The organism is Alcaligenes sp. YSL9 (genome assembly GCF_030515105.1).
GTDB classification, from domain to species: domain Bacteria; phylum Pseudomonadota; class Gammaproteobacteria; order Burkholderiales; family Burkholderiaceae_B; genus Alcaligenes; species Alcaligenes phenolicus.
In genome coordinates this window covers 1,379,790-1,394,521 of the sequence record NZ_JALXJU010000001.1, presented here as the reverse complement: position 1 = coordinate 1,394,521, position 14,732 = coordinate 1,379,790, and the positions used below count along the sequence as shown (strand labels likewise).

The following is a 14,732-nucleotide window of genomic DNA, read 5'->3' as shown; positions in this document are numbered from 1 at the left end:
GTGAACAGAGCAGCGTCTTTTCAGAATAAGGCCGTGGAGGCCATGTAAAACCACAAGGAAAGAGGAATGAGTAAAGTTCATCGTATTGCCGTGATCGCGGGAGATGGGATCGGCAAGGAAGTCATGCCTGAAGGGCTGCGTATTCTGGAAGTGGCCGCTCGCCGTCACGCCATCAATTTTGATTGGAAAGTGCTGGACTGGAGCTCGGACTACTACCAAAAGCACGGCACCATGATGCCTTCGGACTGGAAAGCCCAATTAATGGATACCGAGGCCATTTTCTTTGGCGCCATGGGCTGGCCTGATCTGGTTCCCGACCACGTTTCGCTGTGGGAATCTCTGTTCAAGTTCCGTCGTGAATTTGATCAATACATCAACTTGCGTCCTGTGCGTTTGATGCCTGGTGTGCGTTCGCCACTGGCAGGTCGTGAGCCCGGTGATATCGATTTCTTTATCGTGCGCGAGAACACCGAAGGTGAATACTCCAATAGCGGCGGCATCATGTTTGAAGGCACGCAGCGCGAAGTGGTGATTCAGGAAAGTGTCTTTACCCGCACGGGTACGGACCGAGTCTTGAAGTTCGCTTTTGAACTGGCTAAAAAACGCGGTAAACACGTGACTGCTGCGACCAAGTCCAACGGTATTTCGATTTCCATGCCCTGGTGGGATTCCCGCGTGGCCGCCATGGGCGAGCAATACCCGGATGTGAAATGGGACAAGTATCACATCGATATTCTGTGTGCACACTTTGTGCAGCACCCGGACTGGTTTGATGTTGTTGTAGCTTCCAACCTGTTTGGCGATATCTTGTCCGATCTGGGCCCGGCATGTACCGGCACCATCGGCATTGCACCGTCGGCCAACCTGAACCCCGAACGCGTATTCCCCTCCTTGTTTGAGCCCGTGCACGGCTCGGCACCGGATATTTATGGCAAGGGCATTGCCAACCCGGTCGGTCAGATCTGGAGCGGTGCCTTGATGCTGGATTTCCTGGGCTACCCCCAGGCAGCCGCCGAAGTAGTGCAAGCCATTGAGCAGGTTCTGGCCAATGGTCCACGTACCCCTGATTTGGGTGGTCAGGCCAGCACAACACAGGTAGGCGAAGCGATCGCCCAAGTGTTGGAAGCGATGGCCTAAGCCATTAGCTTGATTTGGGCGGGCGCAGACCCGCCCACGTGATGGCACCAATCATGATGGCTCCCCCCAGCAGTGCTCGGCTACTGGGGTATTGAGCAAACAGCAGAGCCGCAAAGGCAATCGCGTAGACAGGCTCCAGGGCGATCACAATCCCGGCACTGCGAGCATTCAGAACGGTTAGCGCAGAGACCAGCAGGTAGTGCGACAAGGCCGTACAAAACACCCCCAGCAGTGCAATCCATACCCAGTCCACCAGCGTGCTGTCGCCCAGCAGCGGTATGGCAAAAGGCCAGCACATCAGGGCGACAAACAGGTTTTCCCACCAGGCCACTTGCTGTGCCGACAAGTGCTTGGCTGCGCGTCGGTTGATGAGGGTGAACATGGCGAAAGTAAAGCCGGAGGCAATGGCCCAGGCCAGGCCAATGGTGGATTGATCCTGGAAATCAAAAGAGGGGGTAACCAGCAACAAGCCCACGGTGACCAAGGCCAGAATGATCCACTCCGATACGGTAACGCGCTCGCGCAGTACGGCCCATTCACACAAGGTAATAAAGGCCGGGAAGCTGGCAAAGCCCAAGGTGGCAATGGCCACGCCGCCCACTTTAACGGCCACAAAAAAAGTGGCCCAGTGAATGGCCAGCATGATGGAGGCCATTAGCAGGGTGCGAAAGTCCGCTGTTTTCATGCCCTGACCCAAACCGCGCCCTTGAGAGCGAATGCTGATAAACAAGGCCAGGACTGCAAAGCTGGCTCGGCCCGCGGTGATCAGCATGGCGCCGACCTGAATGAGTTCACCAAAAATGCCGGTCAGTCCGAACAGAACGGCGGCCACATGAATGGCAGCCAGAGCACGTCCATGCGTCATGGAAAGCGATCCGAGAAAAAAGGAGTCAATTTAGGCTATTCTGGTGTTTTATATCAGCCAGTGATAGGGCTAGTGGGTCGGGCAGGCAATAAGAGCAAGGCATTATTCTAAGACATTGCTACGGGCCCCTCATCAAAGGAGTAAAACAATGACGCAGACGGTTAAGGCGATACGGATTGAGCGTAATGGTGGTCCGGAGGTATTGCAGTGGGCTTCGGTAGAGCTGCCCGCTCCGCAGGAGAAGGAAGTCACCATACGCCAAAAAGCAGTGGGCTTGAACTTTATCGACATTTATTTCCGTAATGGCCTCTACAGCAATCCCTTGCCGCATGGTTTGGGTTTTGAAGCGTCCGGCATTGTGGAAGCAGTCGGTTCGGGCGTCACGCATCTGAAAGTGGGTGACCGTGTTGCCTACGGTCAAAGCCCGCTGGGTGCGTATGCCGAGGCTCGTAATGTGCCTGCTGATCGTGTGGTACGCATTCCTGATGGCGTCACTTTTGAGCAGGCGGCGGCCATGATGCTCAAAGGTTTGACGTGCTGGTATTTGCTGCGCCAGACCTATCGCGTGCATGAAGGCCAGACGATTCTGTTTCATGCCGCTGCGGGTGGCGTGGGCTTGTACGCCTGCCAATGGGCACGTGCTTTGGGCGTGAAGTTGATCGGTACGGTGTCCAGTCCCGAGAAAGCCGCTTTGGCGAAAGAGAACGGTGCGTGGGAAGTGATTGATTACTCCCACGAAGACGTGGTGCAGCGCGTGCTGGAACTGACCAATGGCCAGAAAGTACCTGTCGTATATGACGGCGTGGGCAAGGATACCTGGGAGCGCTCGCTGGATTGCTTGCAGCCGCGTGGCCTGATGGTCAGCTTTGGCAATGCCTCCGGCCCGGTAACCGGTGTGAGTCTGGCGACGCTGGCATCGAAGGGCTCCTTGTATGTGACCCGTCCTGTGCTGGGGGCTTATGTGCCTACACAGGAAACCATGCAAGATGCCGCTGACGAAATGTTCGAGCTGGTGCTGCAAGGCAAGATCAAGCCGCTGATCGGTCAGCGTTTCCCGCTGGATCAGGTTGCCAAGGCCCATGAGGAATTGGCAGGGCGTCGTACCACGGGCTCGACGGTGTTGACGCTGGATTAAGGCGGATTATCGGGTAAGAAGGGGGATGAACAGCTAGCCCTTGCTCAGCGCTGCGCTTGATATAACAGGTGTAAGTCAGGCATCCACTCTTCTGGCGTTGCTTGTTTTTCCTGATGTCCCGATTTGTATGTCAGGTATTTTGAAAGCCCGATAAGCACGCAGCCCCAATAGTTCTACTTATAAAAAATGGCCTCCTTAGCGGAGGCCATTTTTATTTAGCAGTTTATTTAGCAGTGCGGCAGCCGCTGAGATTCAGCGGACAGGAATCAGCCTTGCTCGTGGTACTGACGCACGCGCTCGACTTCATTGCGCGAACCCAGAATCACACCAATGCGCTGGTGCAGTTCGGTAGGTTGTACGTCCAGAATGCGTTGTGTACCGTCAATCGACATGCCACCGGCCTGCTCGACCAGGAAGCTCATGGGGTTGGCTTCGTACATCAAACGCAGCTTGCCCTTGCGACCGGAGGCACGGGCATCGCGAGGGTACATGAAGATACCGCCACGGGTCAGGATGCGGTGTACATCGGCCACCATGGAGGCGATCCAGCGCATATTGTAGTTTTTGCCCAGTGGGCCGTCCGGGCCAGCCAGGCAGTCGTCGATATAGCGTTTTACCGGGGCTTCCCAGTGACGCATATTGGACATATTGATGGCGAACTCGGAGGTGTCCTCGGGGATGGTGATGCGCTCGGTGGTCAGCACCCAGGAGCCCATTTCCTTGTCCAGAGTGAAGGCGGCGACGCCGTCACCGACAGTCAGGACCAGCATGGTTTGCGGGCCGTAAATGGCATAGCCGGCGGCAACCTGACGCACGCCGGGTTGCAGGAAGTCTTGCTCTTCGATGACGCGATCACGTGCTTCAGGTGGGACGCTCAGGACCGAGAAGATCGTGCCGATGGACACGTTCACGTCAATATTGGACGAGCCATCCAGCGGATCGAACAAGAGCAGGTTTTCGCCCTTGGGGTAGTAGTCGGGAATGCGGTGCAGGGTATCCATTTCCTCGGAGGCCATGGCCGCCAGGTTACCGCCCCATTCATTGGCTTCCAGCAGGATTTCGTTGGATAGCACATCCAGCTTTTTCTGAACTTCGCCCTGGACATTCTCGGAGTCCAGAGAACCCAGAACGCCGCCCAGCGCTCCTTTGCTGACGGCATGGCCAATGGCCTTGCATGCGCGAGCCACTGTTTCCAGCAGCAGGCGCACGTCGGCGGTGACCGTTTTCTTCTGGCGCTGTTGCTCCACCAGATACTGAGTAAGGTTTTTCTTCAAGACAGACTCCGAGGTCAAAGAGTTAATGCTTTATGTACGATTTCGGCCACATTGCCCGACAGGCCAGGTTCGGCCTGAATACGCTCCAGCGCTGCCTTGAGCAGGTCGCGGGCTTCGGGTTCAAAGCGGGCCCAGTTATCAAACACACGGGCCAGACGGGCAGAGATTTCCGGGTTGAGCTTGTCCAGGGCAATGACTTGCTCAGCCCAGAAGGCATAGCCTTCCGGCGTGTGTACAGCCTGCATATTATTCATGCAGAACTGGAAAATCAGAGAGCGGGCGCGGTTGGGATTGCGCATCGAGAAAGCGGGATGCAGCATCAGGGCGCGCACCTGGGCAACTTGCGTGCTGGGGGCGGTGGCCTGCAAGCTGAACCAGCGGTCCAGCACCAGAGGATTGTCCTGCCAGCGCTGGAAAAAGTCATCCAGGCCGTCTTGACGATCCTCTTGGTCACCGTAATTCACCAGAGCGCTCAAGGCACCCATGCGATCAGTCATATTCGTGGCCTGATCGTATTGATTGCGTGCCAACTGCGGGCCGGTATTCACACCGGCAACCAGCAGGTAATTCAGGGCCAGATTGCGCAAGGAGCGCTGGCCAGCCTGCAAGGCGTCGGGGCTGTACGGGGCTTGTTCCAGGCTCAGGTACTGATACAGTTCCTGCCAGTAGGGAGTCAGGGCCAGGCCCAGCTCACGTTGCAGCTGACGACGGGCCTGAACCACGGCGCGCGGGGTCATGGGCTTGGTTTGTTCCAGCAATTCGCGCTCGCTGGGCAGGGACAGGATGCGCGCCTTGTAAGCAGGGCTCAAGGCCGGGTCTTGGACCAGTGCATGCCAGGTTTGCACCACGGTCGCCAATTGTGCGGCCGACGGTGTGCGTCCCGATGCCGAGGACAAGATCAGACGGGTCGCTAGCAGTTGAGCCGCCTCCCAACGTGCAAATGGATCCGTGTCGTGACGGGCCAGCAAGGCCAGCTCGGAATCCGGACGGTAGTAGTCCACCCGCACAGGCGCAGAGAAATTGCGCAACAAGGATAGGACGGGCGCCTCAGGAATCTGCGTGAAGGTCCAGCTTTGTTCGGCTTGCGTGAAATCCAGTACCAGCGTATCGCCTTGCTGACCATCCAGATGCAGGGTCAGTGGTGCGCCTTGCTGATCCAGCATGCCCAGGGCAAAGGGGATGTGCAACGGTGGCTTGGGTGTGGATTTGTTTTCGATCCCGGCGGGTGCATTGCTTTGACGCAGGGTCAGCGTGGCGGTTTGGGTGGCAGGATCGTGCTGCAGGCTGACCTGAACGCGTGGCGTTCCCGCTTGCTGATACCAGCGGCGGAACTGTTCCAGGCTTTGGCCGGGTTTGACCTGGCGATACACGCTGTCCATGCTGTCCACGAAATCGTCGCAAGTGACTGCCTGGCCGTCATGGCGCTTGAAGTACTCACGAATACCAGCCTGGAAGTTTTCTTCACCCAGCAAGGTGTGCTGCATGCGAATGACTTCCGCACCTTTCTCGTAAATTGTGGCGGTGTAAAAGTTGCTGATTTCCTGATAGCTCTCGGGGCGGATGGGGTGAGCCATTGGGCCGGCATCTTCAGGGAACTGGGCCGCGCGCAGGACGCTGACATCATCAATGCGTTTGACGGCGCGGGCGCTGGCGGCTTGAGCGCCGTCCAGCCCTTGAGCCAGCATGTCGGCCGAAAACTCCTGATCGCGGAAAACCGTCAGACCTTCTTTCAGGGAAAGCTGGAACCAGTCGCGGCAAGTGACGCGGTTGCCGGTCCAGTTATGGAAGTACTCATGGCCAATAACTGCTTCCACGGCGTGAAAGGACGCATCGGTAGTGCTTTGTGCATCGGCCAGCACGTAGGCGGCATTAAAGATGTTCAGGCCCTTGTTTTCCATCGCGCCCATATTGAAGTCGCGAGCGGCCACAATCATGAAGCGGTCCAGATCCAGTTCCAGCCCAAAACGTTGCTCATCCCAGCGTACCGAATGTTCCAGGCATTCCATGGCCCATTCTGTTTTATCGCCGTCACCACGATCGCAATAAACCTGCAATAGGGCAGGCTGGCCATTGGCTTTTTTGATTTCGCGTTCGCGCACATCAAAGTCGCCAGCAACCAGTGCAAATAAATAAGAAGGCTTTGGAAATGGGTCTTCCCAAATGGCCTGGCTGCGTCCATCGTCCAGCGTAGTGCTTTCCAGCAAATTGCCGTTGGACAGCAGATAAGGGTAGAGCTTGGCATCGCCGCGCAGGACCACTTCATAACGGGACATCACATCAGGACGGTCCGGGAAGAAGGTAATACGACGAAAGCCCTGGGCTTCACATTGGGTAAACAGGTTCTGGCCCGAGACATACAAGCCCATCAGCATGGTGTTGTCTTGGGGGCGGCAACGGCTCACCAGCACCAGATCACATTCTGCGGTCTGGGGCGCGAGCGTCAGGCCCTGTTCATCAAGCTGGTAATCCTGGGCGGTCAGGGCGACCCCGTTGAGGCTGACTTCAAGCAGTTCAATGTCTTCGCCGTCCAGTACCAGGGGGCGGATCTGGCCGTCCCGGCTGCTGGCTCGAAAAGCCAGACGAACCAAGGTTTGCTCGGCCGCCAAATCAAATTCCAGCCGTACCTTATCTATTTGATAAGGGTAGGGCTGGTAATCGTGGCGGGAGATCGTAGGTAAGGTGTCTGTGCGCATGTGATCCTGGTCCGACAATCGAAAAAGATGGTCTATTGTAATGTTGTTTGAACGCCCACACTGGACGCCAGAAACAGGCAGTAAACTAATTGTTCGTCGGCGCTACGGCGCTGCCATTAATCGGGCTTGAACGTGCAAGCGAAAAACAAGCAAGGGTGAAACTATGACGTTATTTTCTGAAGGGTTTTCCTGGCGCGCCCTACGCCTGATGAGCCTGGTATTGGCGGTTTTGACCACGGCTTGCGCTGCGCCTAGCTGGTCCGCCAAATTGACGCGTTATCAGCAATGGCCCACGGCGACCAGTGGCGATACCTATTACATCAAGTCCTCGCCGGACAAAAGCAGTAGTCTGCAATACCAGTCTTTTGCAGATTCTGTACGGGCTTCTATTGGTGTGACCGGACTGGTGCAAGCAGCGGATCTGAAGTCTGCGCGTTTTGTGGTGCAAATGGATTATGGCAATCCACAAGAACAAAGCTGGGTGCCTCAATTTGCAGATAGTTTTTATGGTCCATCGGCGTGGGGAATCGGGCGCGGCTATTATGCGCCAAATGATGGTTGGGGCGGAGGTTTCTTTTATTCTCCGAATGTAGTGAATGTTCCTGTCACTGTGTATAAAAATTATCTAAATGTAATCATTACAGATAATCAAAACTCGGGCGCAGAAGTGTATCGCGCCACCGCCGTGTCTTATAGCCATTCCGACAACCTGGACCAGCAGATGCCGTTTTTGTCCCAGGCCATATTTGATGGTTTCCCGGGTAATAATGGACAAGTGATTGATATCCGATATCCATTAGCTCGGGATTGAGTCGCCAGAACCCCGGCATTATGTAGGGGATTTATATCAATAAGAAAGGGACCGCTTTTTCAAGCGGTCCCTTTCTTTTGTTTGGTTCCCAAAACTTATTTGATAAGGAACTCTTCACGGCTGCGACCATTGGCTTCAGCATCGATAATCCAGCGTGGTGGGCGGCCACGGCCCGTCCAGGTGTCCTGGGTGCCGGGGTGGCGGTATTTTGGAGGCAGGCTGGTTTTAGGGCCGTTGGAACCAGCACCAGCGCCGCGGCGGGCGGAATTTTCCAGCGCTTCAGCGACTTCTTCAATCGTGATCTCGTTATCTTGCATGGACTTGACGATAGACGCGATGACAGGACGACGCTGTTTGATTCGAAGGGATTTCATCTGCTTTTGCAGACGCAGAATCTCTTTTTCTATCTTTTGCTTCGCGGAGCTGTAAGTTTCGACTGACATATGGGATTCCTGTTTCATGATTGTAGTTATCTGATAAACCCTGCCTGTACAAGCTCGTGTTTATCATGCGAAAACAGTGTACTTTGATTTTCTTGAAAAGATAAGTGGTTTGGATAAAAAATAAACGCTTAATCAAAAAGGTGTTTGGTTTTTGTAATTATTTAAGGTCATTAGACAATTCAATGGCTCTTGATTATTTAATCTAATCAGGGGTTATCATGAATTTGAATGGGTTTATATCAAAACCATATAGGTGGGTTTCTAATTAGGAAGATTTTAAAATAGTTTTAATTCCGTATCAGAAAATGTCGTAATTGGAATTTTTGAACCTATTAGTTCAGCAGGCTGATTCATGGTTCTGAAAGCCAGGAAACTGCCCGATCAGTACGTCGGCATCGCATACGGGGGCACATTCTGTTTTAATGCTCAGATGGACGGAAGCCAAGTTGATGTCAGCACGTCTTTTGGTACCCATTTTCGTCCCTTGCAGCCATGGGTTTGCCGGGGATCTGTCAGTAGGAATAAACGATGAAGTTAGTTGATCCGGCTATCAATGCCCTGGAATGCGCCCGTGGACTGTTGCTTGAGCCCTGGGGCTTGAATGAAAGCCATTTGTCCGGCGCGCTCGGTGAGATCTTCACCCATCAGGCTGACTATGCCGACCTGTATTTTCAGTACACCCGCAGCGAAGGCTGGGCGCTGGACGAAGGAATCGTCAAAAGCGGCAGCTTTTCCATTGAGCAGGGCGTGGGTGTGCGCGCATTAAGTGGCGAGAAAACCGCCTTTGCCTATTCGGATTCCCTCAGCCCCGAGGCTTTGCTGTCTTCGGCCCGTGTGGTGCGCTCGATTGCCCGCCAGGGCGGTTCAGGCAAAAGCGGCATTTTGGTGCCAGCCGACACGCAGCGCCCCACCTTGTATACGGGCACAGACCCTATTGCCAGCCTGCCTGCTCCTGAAAAAGTAGCCCTGTTGGGGCGACTGGATGCCTTGGCTCGTGCAGCGGACCCGCGCGTGGTGCAGGTCATGGCCAGTCTGGGTGCGGAATACGATGTCGTGCTGGTGGCCGGTAGCGATGGTCGTCTGGCCGCCGATGTACGCCCCTTGGTGCATTTGTCCTTGTCGGTCATTGTTGAACAAAATGGCCGCCGTGAACGCGGCTCGGCGGCAGGTGGTGGACGGGTTGATCTGTCCTACTTCTCCGACGATATGCTGCGCAGCTACGTGGATAAGGCCGTGCGTTCGGCCATGACGAATCTGGAAGCCAAACCCGCACCTGCCGGTCAGATGACGGTGGTTCTGGGCCCAGGTTGGCCAGGTGTCATGCTGCATGAAGCCGTGGGCCACGGTTTGGAAGGGGACTTTAACCGTCGTGGCAGCAGCCTGTTCTCGGGTCGTATTGGCCAGCGCGTGGCGTCCAAGGGCGTGACCGTCATTGACGATGGCACCCTGGAAAACCGCCGTGGCTCCTTGAATATGGATGATGAGGGCAATGCCACACAACGTACCGTCTTGATTGAAGACGGTATTTTGAAAGGCTATTTGCAAGACACCCATAATGCGCGTCTGATGGGGGCTGCCATTACGGGCAACGGTCGACGCGAGTCCTACGCCAGCCTTCCTTTGCCACGCATGACCAACACCTTTATGTTGGGTGGCGATAAAGACCCCCAGGAAATTATTGCCTCGGTTAAAAAGGGTTTATATGCCGTAGACTTCGGTGGCGGCCAGGTCGATATTACTAGCGGTAAGTTTGTTTTCTCGGCCTCGGAAGCCTGGGTGATTGAAAACGGCAAACTGATGTATCCCGTCAAAGGTGCCACTTTGATTGGTAGCGGCCCCGATGCCATGAACCAAATCAGCATGATCGGTAATGACATGCAGTTGGATTCAGGAGTGGGGACTTGCGGTAAAGAAGGTCAAAGCGTTCCGGTTGGAGTCGGTATTCCTACTGTGCGGATGGAAAATCTGACCGTAGGTGGAACCGCCTGATTTAATTTGCTGGCTAATCAAAATAGATAAAAAGAACCGCCCCCCTTAATTCAAGGTTGGGCGGTTTTTTTATGCTGCTTTTATTGCAGTGCAGCAAATAGAATTTAATTTTGATTTTTGCTCATCAGGCACAGCCGTGCCCGGATTAATGAATATGGTTTTTCAGGTAGCACTTTTCATTGGCCTGGGTTTGCAGACCCGGATGGCCAGCCAGCACAACAAGGCGCCCGAACACACCATGGCCGAGCCTTGCCAGAAGCTGGGCGTCAAGGGAGCCTGCAGCAAAAAAGTAGACAGGGCGGCTGACAATACTGGAATGAAGTAGGAGGCGCCGGCCAGTATGGTGACATTGCCGTGCAAAATACCCACGTTCCAGGCCGCATAGCCAAAGCCCATCGCCATGGCCGCCAGCAGCAAGTAGATCAGTGCTGGAAGGGTAAAGGTCATTGCAGGTGCTCCTTGGCCCAGATATTTCATCCATAAGACGGTGGCTGTCAGCATGAAAAACAAGGTAATGCCATTTTTGCCCTGGCCGATGCGTGCAGTCATGGTGCTGTAGCCCGCCCAGATCAGTGCGCCACTAAAGGCCAGGCCGTAGCTCAAGGGGTTGTCCTGCACATTCAGCCAGATGCCGTGCAGACTCAAACCTTGCTCACCGCCCAGAATCCAGCTGATACCCATCATGGACAAGAGCAGGCCTGGCGCGATCAGCCAGTTGGCTCTTTGCTTGTTGAACAAAATAGCGGCCACGATGGTAAAGGTGGGCCACAGATAATTAACCATTCCCACTTCAATCGCTTGCTGGCTGTTGTGGGCGTAGCCAATGGACAGAGCCAGGCACAGCTCATAGCAGACGAACAAAACGCTGCCCCAGATAAGGTAGCGGCGCGGAAAGTCGCGCAAGCGTACCCAGCTAAGCGATAAAAGAAGAAAGACAGAGGCCAGGGTGTAGATCAGTGCGGCGCCGCCAGTCGCACCCAGGTAGTCGCTGACGCTGCGTATCAGGCCGACAATCATGCTCCAAAGAACAATGGCGGTCAGACCAATCAGGGTTGCCTTATCAGATTGCTTCATGCGGGTTTCAGTGTCTGCAAGGCACGGCGAGAACAGGAGCAGGCTTTACTTGGCCAAGAGACTTATGGGTTAATGGACCGGGTTTGTATCAGACTGTGCCGGTTTGCAAGCAGGGCTGTGACGCGGCACACCCGGTCTTGAGTGAAAACCGACAGGCCCCCACGGCGAGGGCTCGTGGCAGTTTACTGTAAGCGGCGTGTCGGCTCGAGCCACTCATGGCGAAAAGGGGAGCAGGCAGGGTATTTTCTGCGCCTTGCTGGTCCGCCCCCGTAAGCCAGGGTACTTACATTTTTTGGACTTTGAGTCAGAACCTCTTGTTTATGCTCTCTATGATTTTGAGTGTAAATCGGTTTGACTTGAATCTTTTCTAGGCATATCATTTCAACACGAATTAATCGTGCTGAATTATTTTGTTTGGCTAATTAAATGACCACAGATCAACACTACGATTTACGAATTTTGCGGGCTTTGCGCCAGATCACGCGCTCGATTGCCCTGCATTCCAGGCAGCTGTCGGCGTACAGCAATATCACCGCGCCCCAGTTGATCTGCCTGCGCACCATTATCGAAAAAGGCCCGTTGACGGCCACGGCCATCAGCCGCGAAATGCACGTCAGCCCCAGCACCGTGGTTGGTATTCTGGACCGCCTGGAAGACAAGAAGCTGGTGCTGCGCGAGCGTGGTCGTGAAGATCGACGCATTGTGTTTGTCAGTGCGACACCAGAAGGGGAGACCCTGGCACGCGATACGCCGTCCCCCTTGCAAAAGAAGTTGTCGGACGCCTTGAAAGAGTTGCCCGAGCTGGAACAGGCCACCATGACCTTGTCCCTGGAGCGCATTGTGCGCTTGCTCGATGCTGACCCGGATGTTGTGCTGGAGGCCGACGATACGGCCTCGCCTATTCTTGAGGTCCCGGAAGGGGATGTACCCCCCGAATCCGGGTTGGTGGTTTGACGGACCGACCTAGTCCGGGCAGTTCGGCAGGCAGCAAGACTGCCGCCGACCCTGCCCCCAGTGACCCGGCGCTGATACTGCGTGCGCCCCTGTTGCGTGATGCGGCCGCAATCCATCAGCTGATTGCCGATAGCCCGCCACTGGATCTGAATTCTGAATATCTCTATTTGCTGCTCAGCGAGCACTTTTCCCAAACCTGCGTTGTCGCGCAGCGTGAGGAACAAATAGACGGTTTCATCTCCGCCTACTTTCTCCCCGACCGTCCTGATGTGCTCTTTGTGTGGCAAGTGGCCGTGCATGAGCGCGCCCGTGGGCGTCGTCTGGGGCAGGCCATGCTGGAGCATCTGCGACAGCGTCTGCGTGGCCGTTCCTTGCGTTATCTGGAAACGACGGTCAGCCCCGGTAACCGGGCCTCGCGTGGCCTGTTTGCGGCCATGGCCCGGCGTTGGGGCGCCCCCATGCAGGAACAGGAATTCTTTGATACCGCCTTGTTTGCCGCACAGGCTCACGAGGCAGAACCTCTATTACGAATCGGCCCCTTGGACTCTGGATAAGAGGGGACTTTACGCAAATGAACGGTAGAGCCGGTCTGGTTCGCTGATTGTTGTTTGTCGGCTCAAGACACGCCGTTCTATAACCAGGAGAGGAAATATGACTGATTTAAAAATATTCGACCGGATGGAGTCTGAAGTAAGGGGCTACGTCCGGTCCTTCCCGGTCATTTTCAACAAAGCCCGAGGCTCGGTTTTGGAGGACGAGTCAGGCAGGCAATACATCGATTTTTTCAGTGGAGCCGGTACGCTCAACTATGGGCATAACAATCCCCACCTGAAAGAAAAGCTGATTGAATACCTGAACACCGACGGCTTGGTACACGGTTTGGACATGGCCACCAGCGCCAAGAAATACTTTCTTGAAACGGTGGACAAAGTGCTGCTCAAACCGCGCGGGTGGGACTACCGCTTGCAGTTTACGGGGCCTACCGGCACCAATGCCGTGGAGGCGGCGTTAAAACTGGCACGCCAGGTCAAGGGCCGCCAGAATGTGATTTCCTTTACGCACGGTTTCCACGGCGTCAGCACGGGTTCCCTGGCAGTGACGGCGAACTCCAAGTTTCGTAGTGCAGCGGGTGTGGCCCTGGGCAATACCTCGTTCATGCCCTATGACGGCTACTTGGGACCGGACGTCAATACGATGGCTTATCTGGAGCGCTTGCTGGAAGACCCCAGCAGTGGTCTGGACCATCCTGCCGCGGTCATCGTGGAAACCGTGCAAGGTGAAGGGGGAGTGAACGTTGCTACACAGCGCTGGCTGCGTGAACTGCAACGTCTGTGCCGCGAGCACGACATGCTGCTGATTGTCGATGACATTCAGGTCGGTTGTGGTCGCACGGGCCGTTTCTTCAGCTTCGAGCAGGCCGGTATCAGCCCTGACATCATCACCTTGTCCAAATCCTTGTCCGGTTTTGGCTTGCCCATGTCTCTGGTTTTGTTGCGTCCTGAACTGGACGTATGGAAACCCAGCGCCCATAACGGCACCTTCCGTGGCAATAACCTGGCTTTCGTGACTGCGGCTCAAGCTCTGGAAAGCTACTGGGCCAACGAGGACTTTGAAGCCGAGATCCAGGGTAAGGAGCGTCAAGTGCGCGACTGGCTGGAAAACCTGGTGCACAGCTATCCAGATCGTGGTTTGAGCGTACGCGGTCGCGGCCTGATCCAGGGCCTGGTGACGCCGCCCGGTGCCGGTCTGGCCAATGAAATTGCTGCACAGGCTTTCAAGCAAGGTCTGGTGATTGAAACCTCGGGCGCCCACGACGAAGTTCTGAAGCTGCTGCCTGCCCTGACGATCAGCAATGAAGAGCTGACTCAAGGCCTGGACATTATTGAACGCAGCGTGGCCCAGTGTCTGTCCAAGCGCGGCAGCCAGGCCAAGATTCTGAAAATTGGAGGAGCACGCTAATGTTGGTCAAGAACGTACAGGATGTGATTGGAACCCGTGACGAGGTGCGCACAGACACCTGGGTCAGCCGCCGTGTTTTGCTCAAGAAAGACGGCATGGGTTTTTCCTTTCATGAAACCGTTATTTTTCCTGGCACCGAGACTCACATCCACTACCAGAATCACCTGGAAGCGGTGTGGTGCATCGAGGGCGATGGCGAAATCGAAACCGTTGCCGACGGCAAGAAATACGATTTGGGCCCAGGCGTAGTTTATGCCCTGGACCAGCACGATGAACACTATCTGCGCGGTGGCAAAGAGCCGCTGCGAGTGATCTGCGTGTTCAATCCGCCCCTGACCGGTCAGGAAGTTCACGATGAGAAAGGGGTTTACCCAGCCATCGTGGAAGACTGAAGACCT

The 14,732-nt window shown here is 55.2% G+C and carries 13 protein-coding genes; 8 read left to right on the top strand and 5 right to left on the bottom strand.

Annotation, left to right across the window (positions count from 1 at the left end; all coding sequences use genetic code 11):
- Window positions 1–66 precede the first annotated feature (66 nt).
- Window positions 67–1,137 (top strand): tartrate dehydrogenase, encoded by a 1,071-nt coding sequence (locus M2Q46_RS06490; RefSeq protein ID WP_009456162.1) that lies wholly within the window; start codon window positions 67–69, stop codon window positions 1,135–1,137.
- A 4-nt stretch (window positions 1,138–1,141) separates the two neighbouring features.
- Here M2Q46_RS06490 and M2Q46_RS06485 read toward each other — a convergent pair whose 3' ends face one another.
- Window positions 1,142–2,002, bottom strand: a complete 861-nt coding sequence (locus M2Q46_RS06485; RefSeq protein WP_302356930.1) for a DMT family transporter — start codon at window positions 2,000–2,002, stop codon at window positions 1,142–1,144.
- A 148-nt stretch (window positions 2,003–2,150) separates the two neighbouring features.
- Here M2Q46_RS06485 and M2Q46_RS06480 point away from each other — a divergent pair, with 148 nt between their 5' ends.
- The gene (locus M2Q46_RS06480; RefSeq protein ID WP_060186911.1) at window positions 2,151–3,137 is read left to right on the top strand and encodes a quinone oxidoreductase; all 987 of its coding nucleotides are present in this window, start codon (window positions 2,151–2,153) and stop codon (window positions 3,135–3,137) included.
- Between the two features lie 266 nt (window positions 3,138–3,403).
- Here M2Q46_RS06480 and M2Q46_RS06475 read toward each other — a convergent pair whose 3' ends face one another.
- Together M2Q46_RS06475 and pepN are read right to left on the bottom strand one after the other, a co-directional pair.
- Entirely contained in the window at window positions 3,404–4,429 is a 1,026-nt protein-coding gene (locus tag M2Q46_RS06475) for a class 1 fructose-bisphosphatase (RefSeq protein WP_009456167.1), read from the bottom strand.
- Entirely contained in the window at window positions 4,426–7,104 is a 2,679-nt protein-coding gene (pepN, locus tag M2Q46_RS06470) for an aminopeptidase N (RefSeq protein WP_035272584.1), read from the bottom strand. The genes M2Q46_RS06475 and pepN overlap by 4 nt, the downstream gene beginning before the upstream one ends.
- A 163-nt stretch (window positions 7,105–7,267) precedes the next feature.
- Here pepN and M2Q46_RS06465 point away from each other — a divergent pair, with 163 nt between their 5' ends.
- On the top strand, window positions 7,268–7,915 hold the full coding sequence (locus tag M2Q46_RS06465; RefSeq protein WP_026483038.1) for a DUF4136 domain-containing protein: 648 nt from the start codon (window positions 7,268–7,270) through the stop codon (window positions 7,913–7,915).
- 95 nt (window positions 7,916–8,010) lie between these two features.
- Here the strand turns inward: M2Q46_RS06465 and M2Q46_RS06460 are convergent, their stop codons facing one another.
- Entirely contained in the window at window positions 8,011–8,358 is a 348-nt protein-coding gene (locus M2Q46_RS06460) for an H-NS histone family protein (RefSeq protein WP_302356929.1), read from the bottom strand.
- A 528-nt stretch (window positions 8,359–8,886) separates the two neighbouring features.
- Between M2Q46_RS06460 and tldD the strand changes: the two genes are divergently transcribed.
- A complete protein-coding gene (tldD, locus tag M2Q46_RS06455) occupies window positions 8,887–10,347 on the top strand; it encodes a metalloprotease TldD (protein ID WP_009456184.1) in 1,461 nt (486 codons plus the stop codon).
- Between the two features lie 162 nt (window positions 10,348–10,509).
- On the opposite strand, the gene yddG is transcribed toward tldD, so the two are convergent.
- The gene (gene yddG, locus M2Q46_RS06450) at window positions 10,510–11,421 is read right to left on the bottom strand and encodes an aromatic amino acid DMT transporter YddG (RefSeq protein ID WP_302356928.1); all 912 of its coding nucleotides are present in this window, start codon (window positions 11,419–11,421) and stop codon (window positions 10,510–10,512) included.
- Between the two features lie 426 nt (window positions 11,422–11,847).
- On the opposite strand from yddG, the gene M2Q46_RS06445 reads away from it, so the two are divergent.
- The 4 genes from M2Q46_RS06445 to M2Q46_RS06430 all read left to right on the top strand — a co-directional run bounded on the left by M2Q46_RS06445 (window position 11,848) and on the right by M2Q46_RS06430 (window position 14,726).
- Window positions 11,848–12,375, top strand: coding sequence for a MarR family winged helix-turn-helix transcriptional regulator (locus tag M2Q46_RS06445; RefSeq protein WP_009456186.1), 528 nt, complete (start codon window positions 11,848–11,850; stop codon window positions 12,373–12,375).
- A complete protein-coding gene (ectA, locus tag M2Q46_RS06440) occupies window positions 12,372–12,929 on the top strand; it encodes a diaminobutyrate acetyltransferase (protein WP_302356927.1) in 558 nt (185 codons plus the stop codon). The genes M2Q46_RS06445 and ectA overlap by 4 nt, the downstream gene beginning before the upstream one ends.
- A 97-nt stretch (window positions 12,930–13,026) precedes the next feature.
- Window positions 13,027–14,334, top strand: coding sequence for a diaminobutyrate--2-oxoglutarate transaminase (gene ectB, locus M2Q46_RS06435; RefSeq protein WP_009456189.1), 1,308 nt, complete (start codon window positions 13,027–13,029; stop codon window positions 14,332–14,334).
- A complete protein-coding gene (locus tag M2Q46_RS06430; protein WP_009456191.1) occupies window positions 14,334–14,726 on the top strand; it encodes an ectoine synthase in 393 nt (130 codons plus the stop codon). Before ectB ends, M2Q46_RS06430 begins: the two co-directional genes overlap by 1 nt.
- Window positions 14,727–14,732 lie beyond the last annotated feature (6 nt).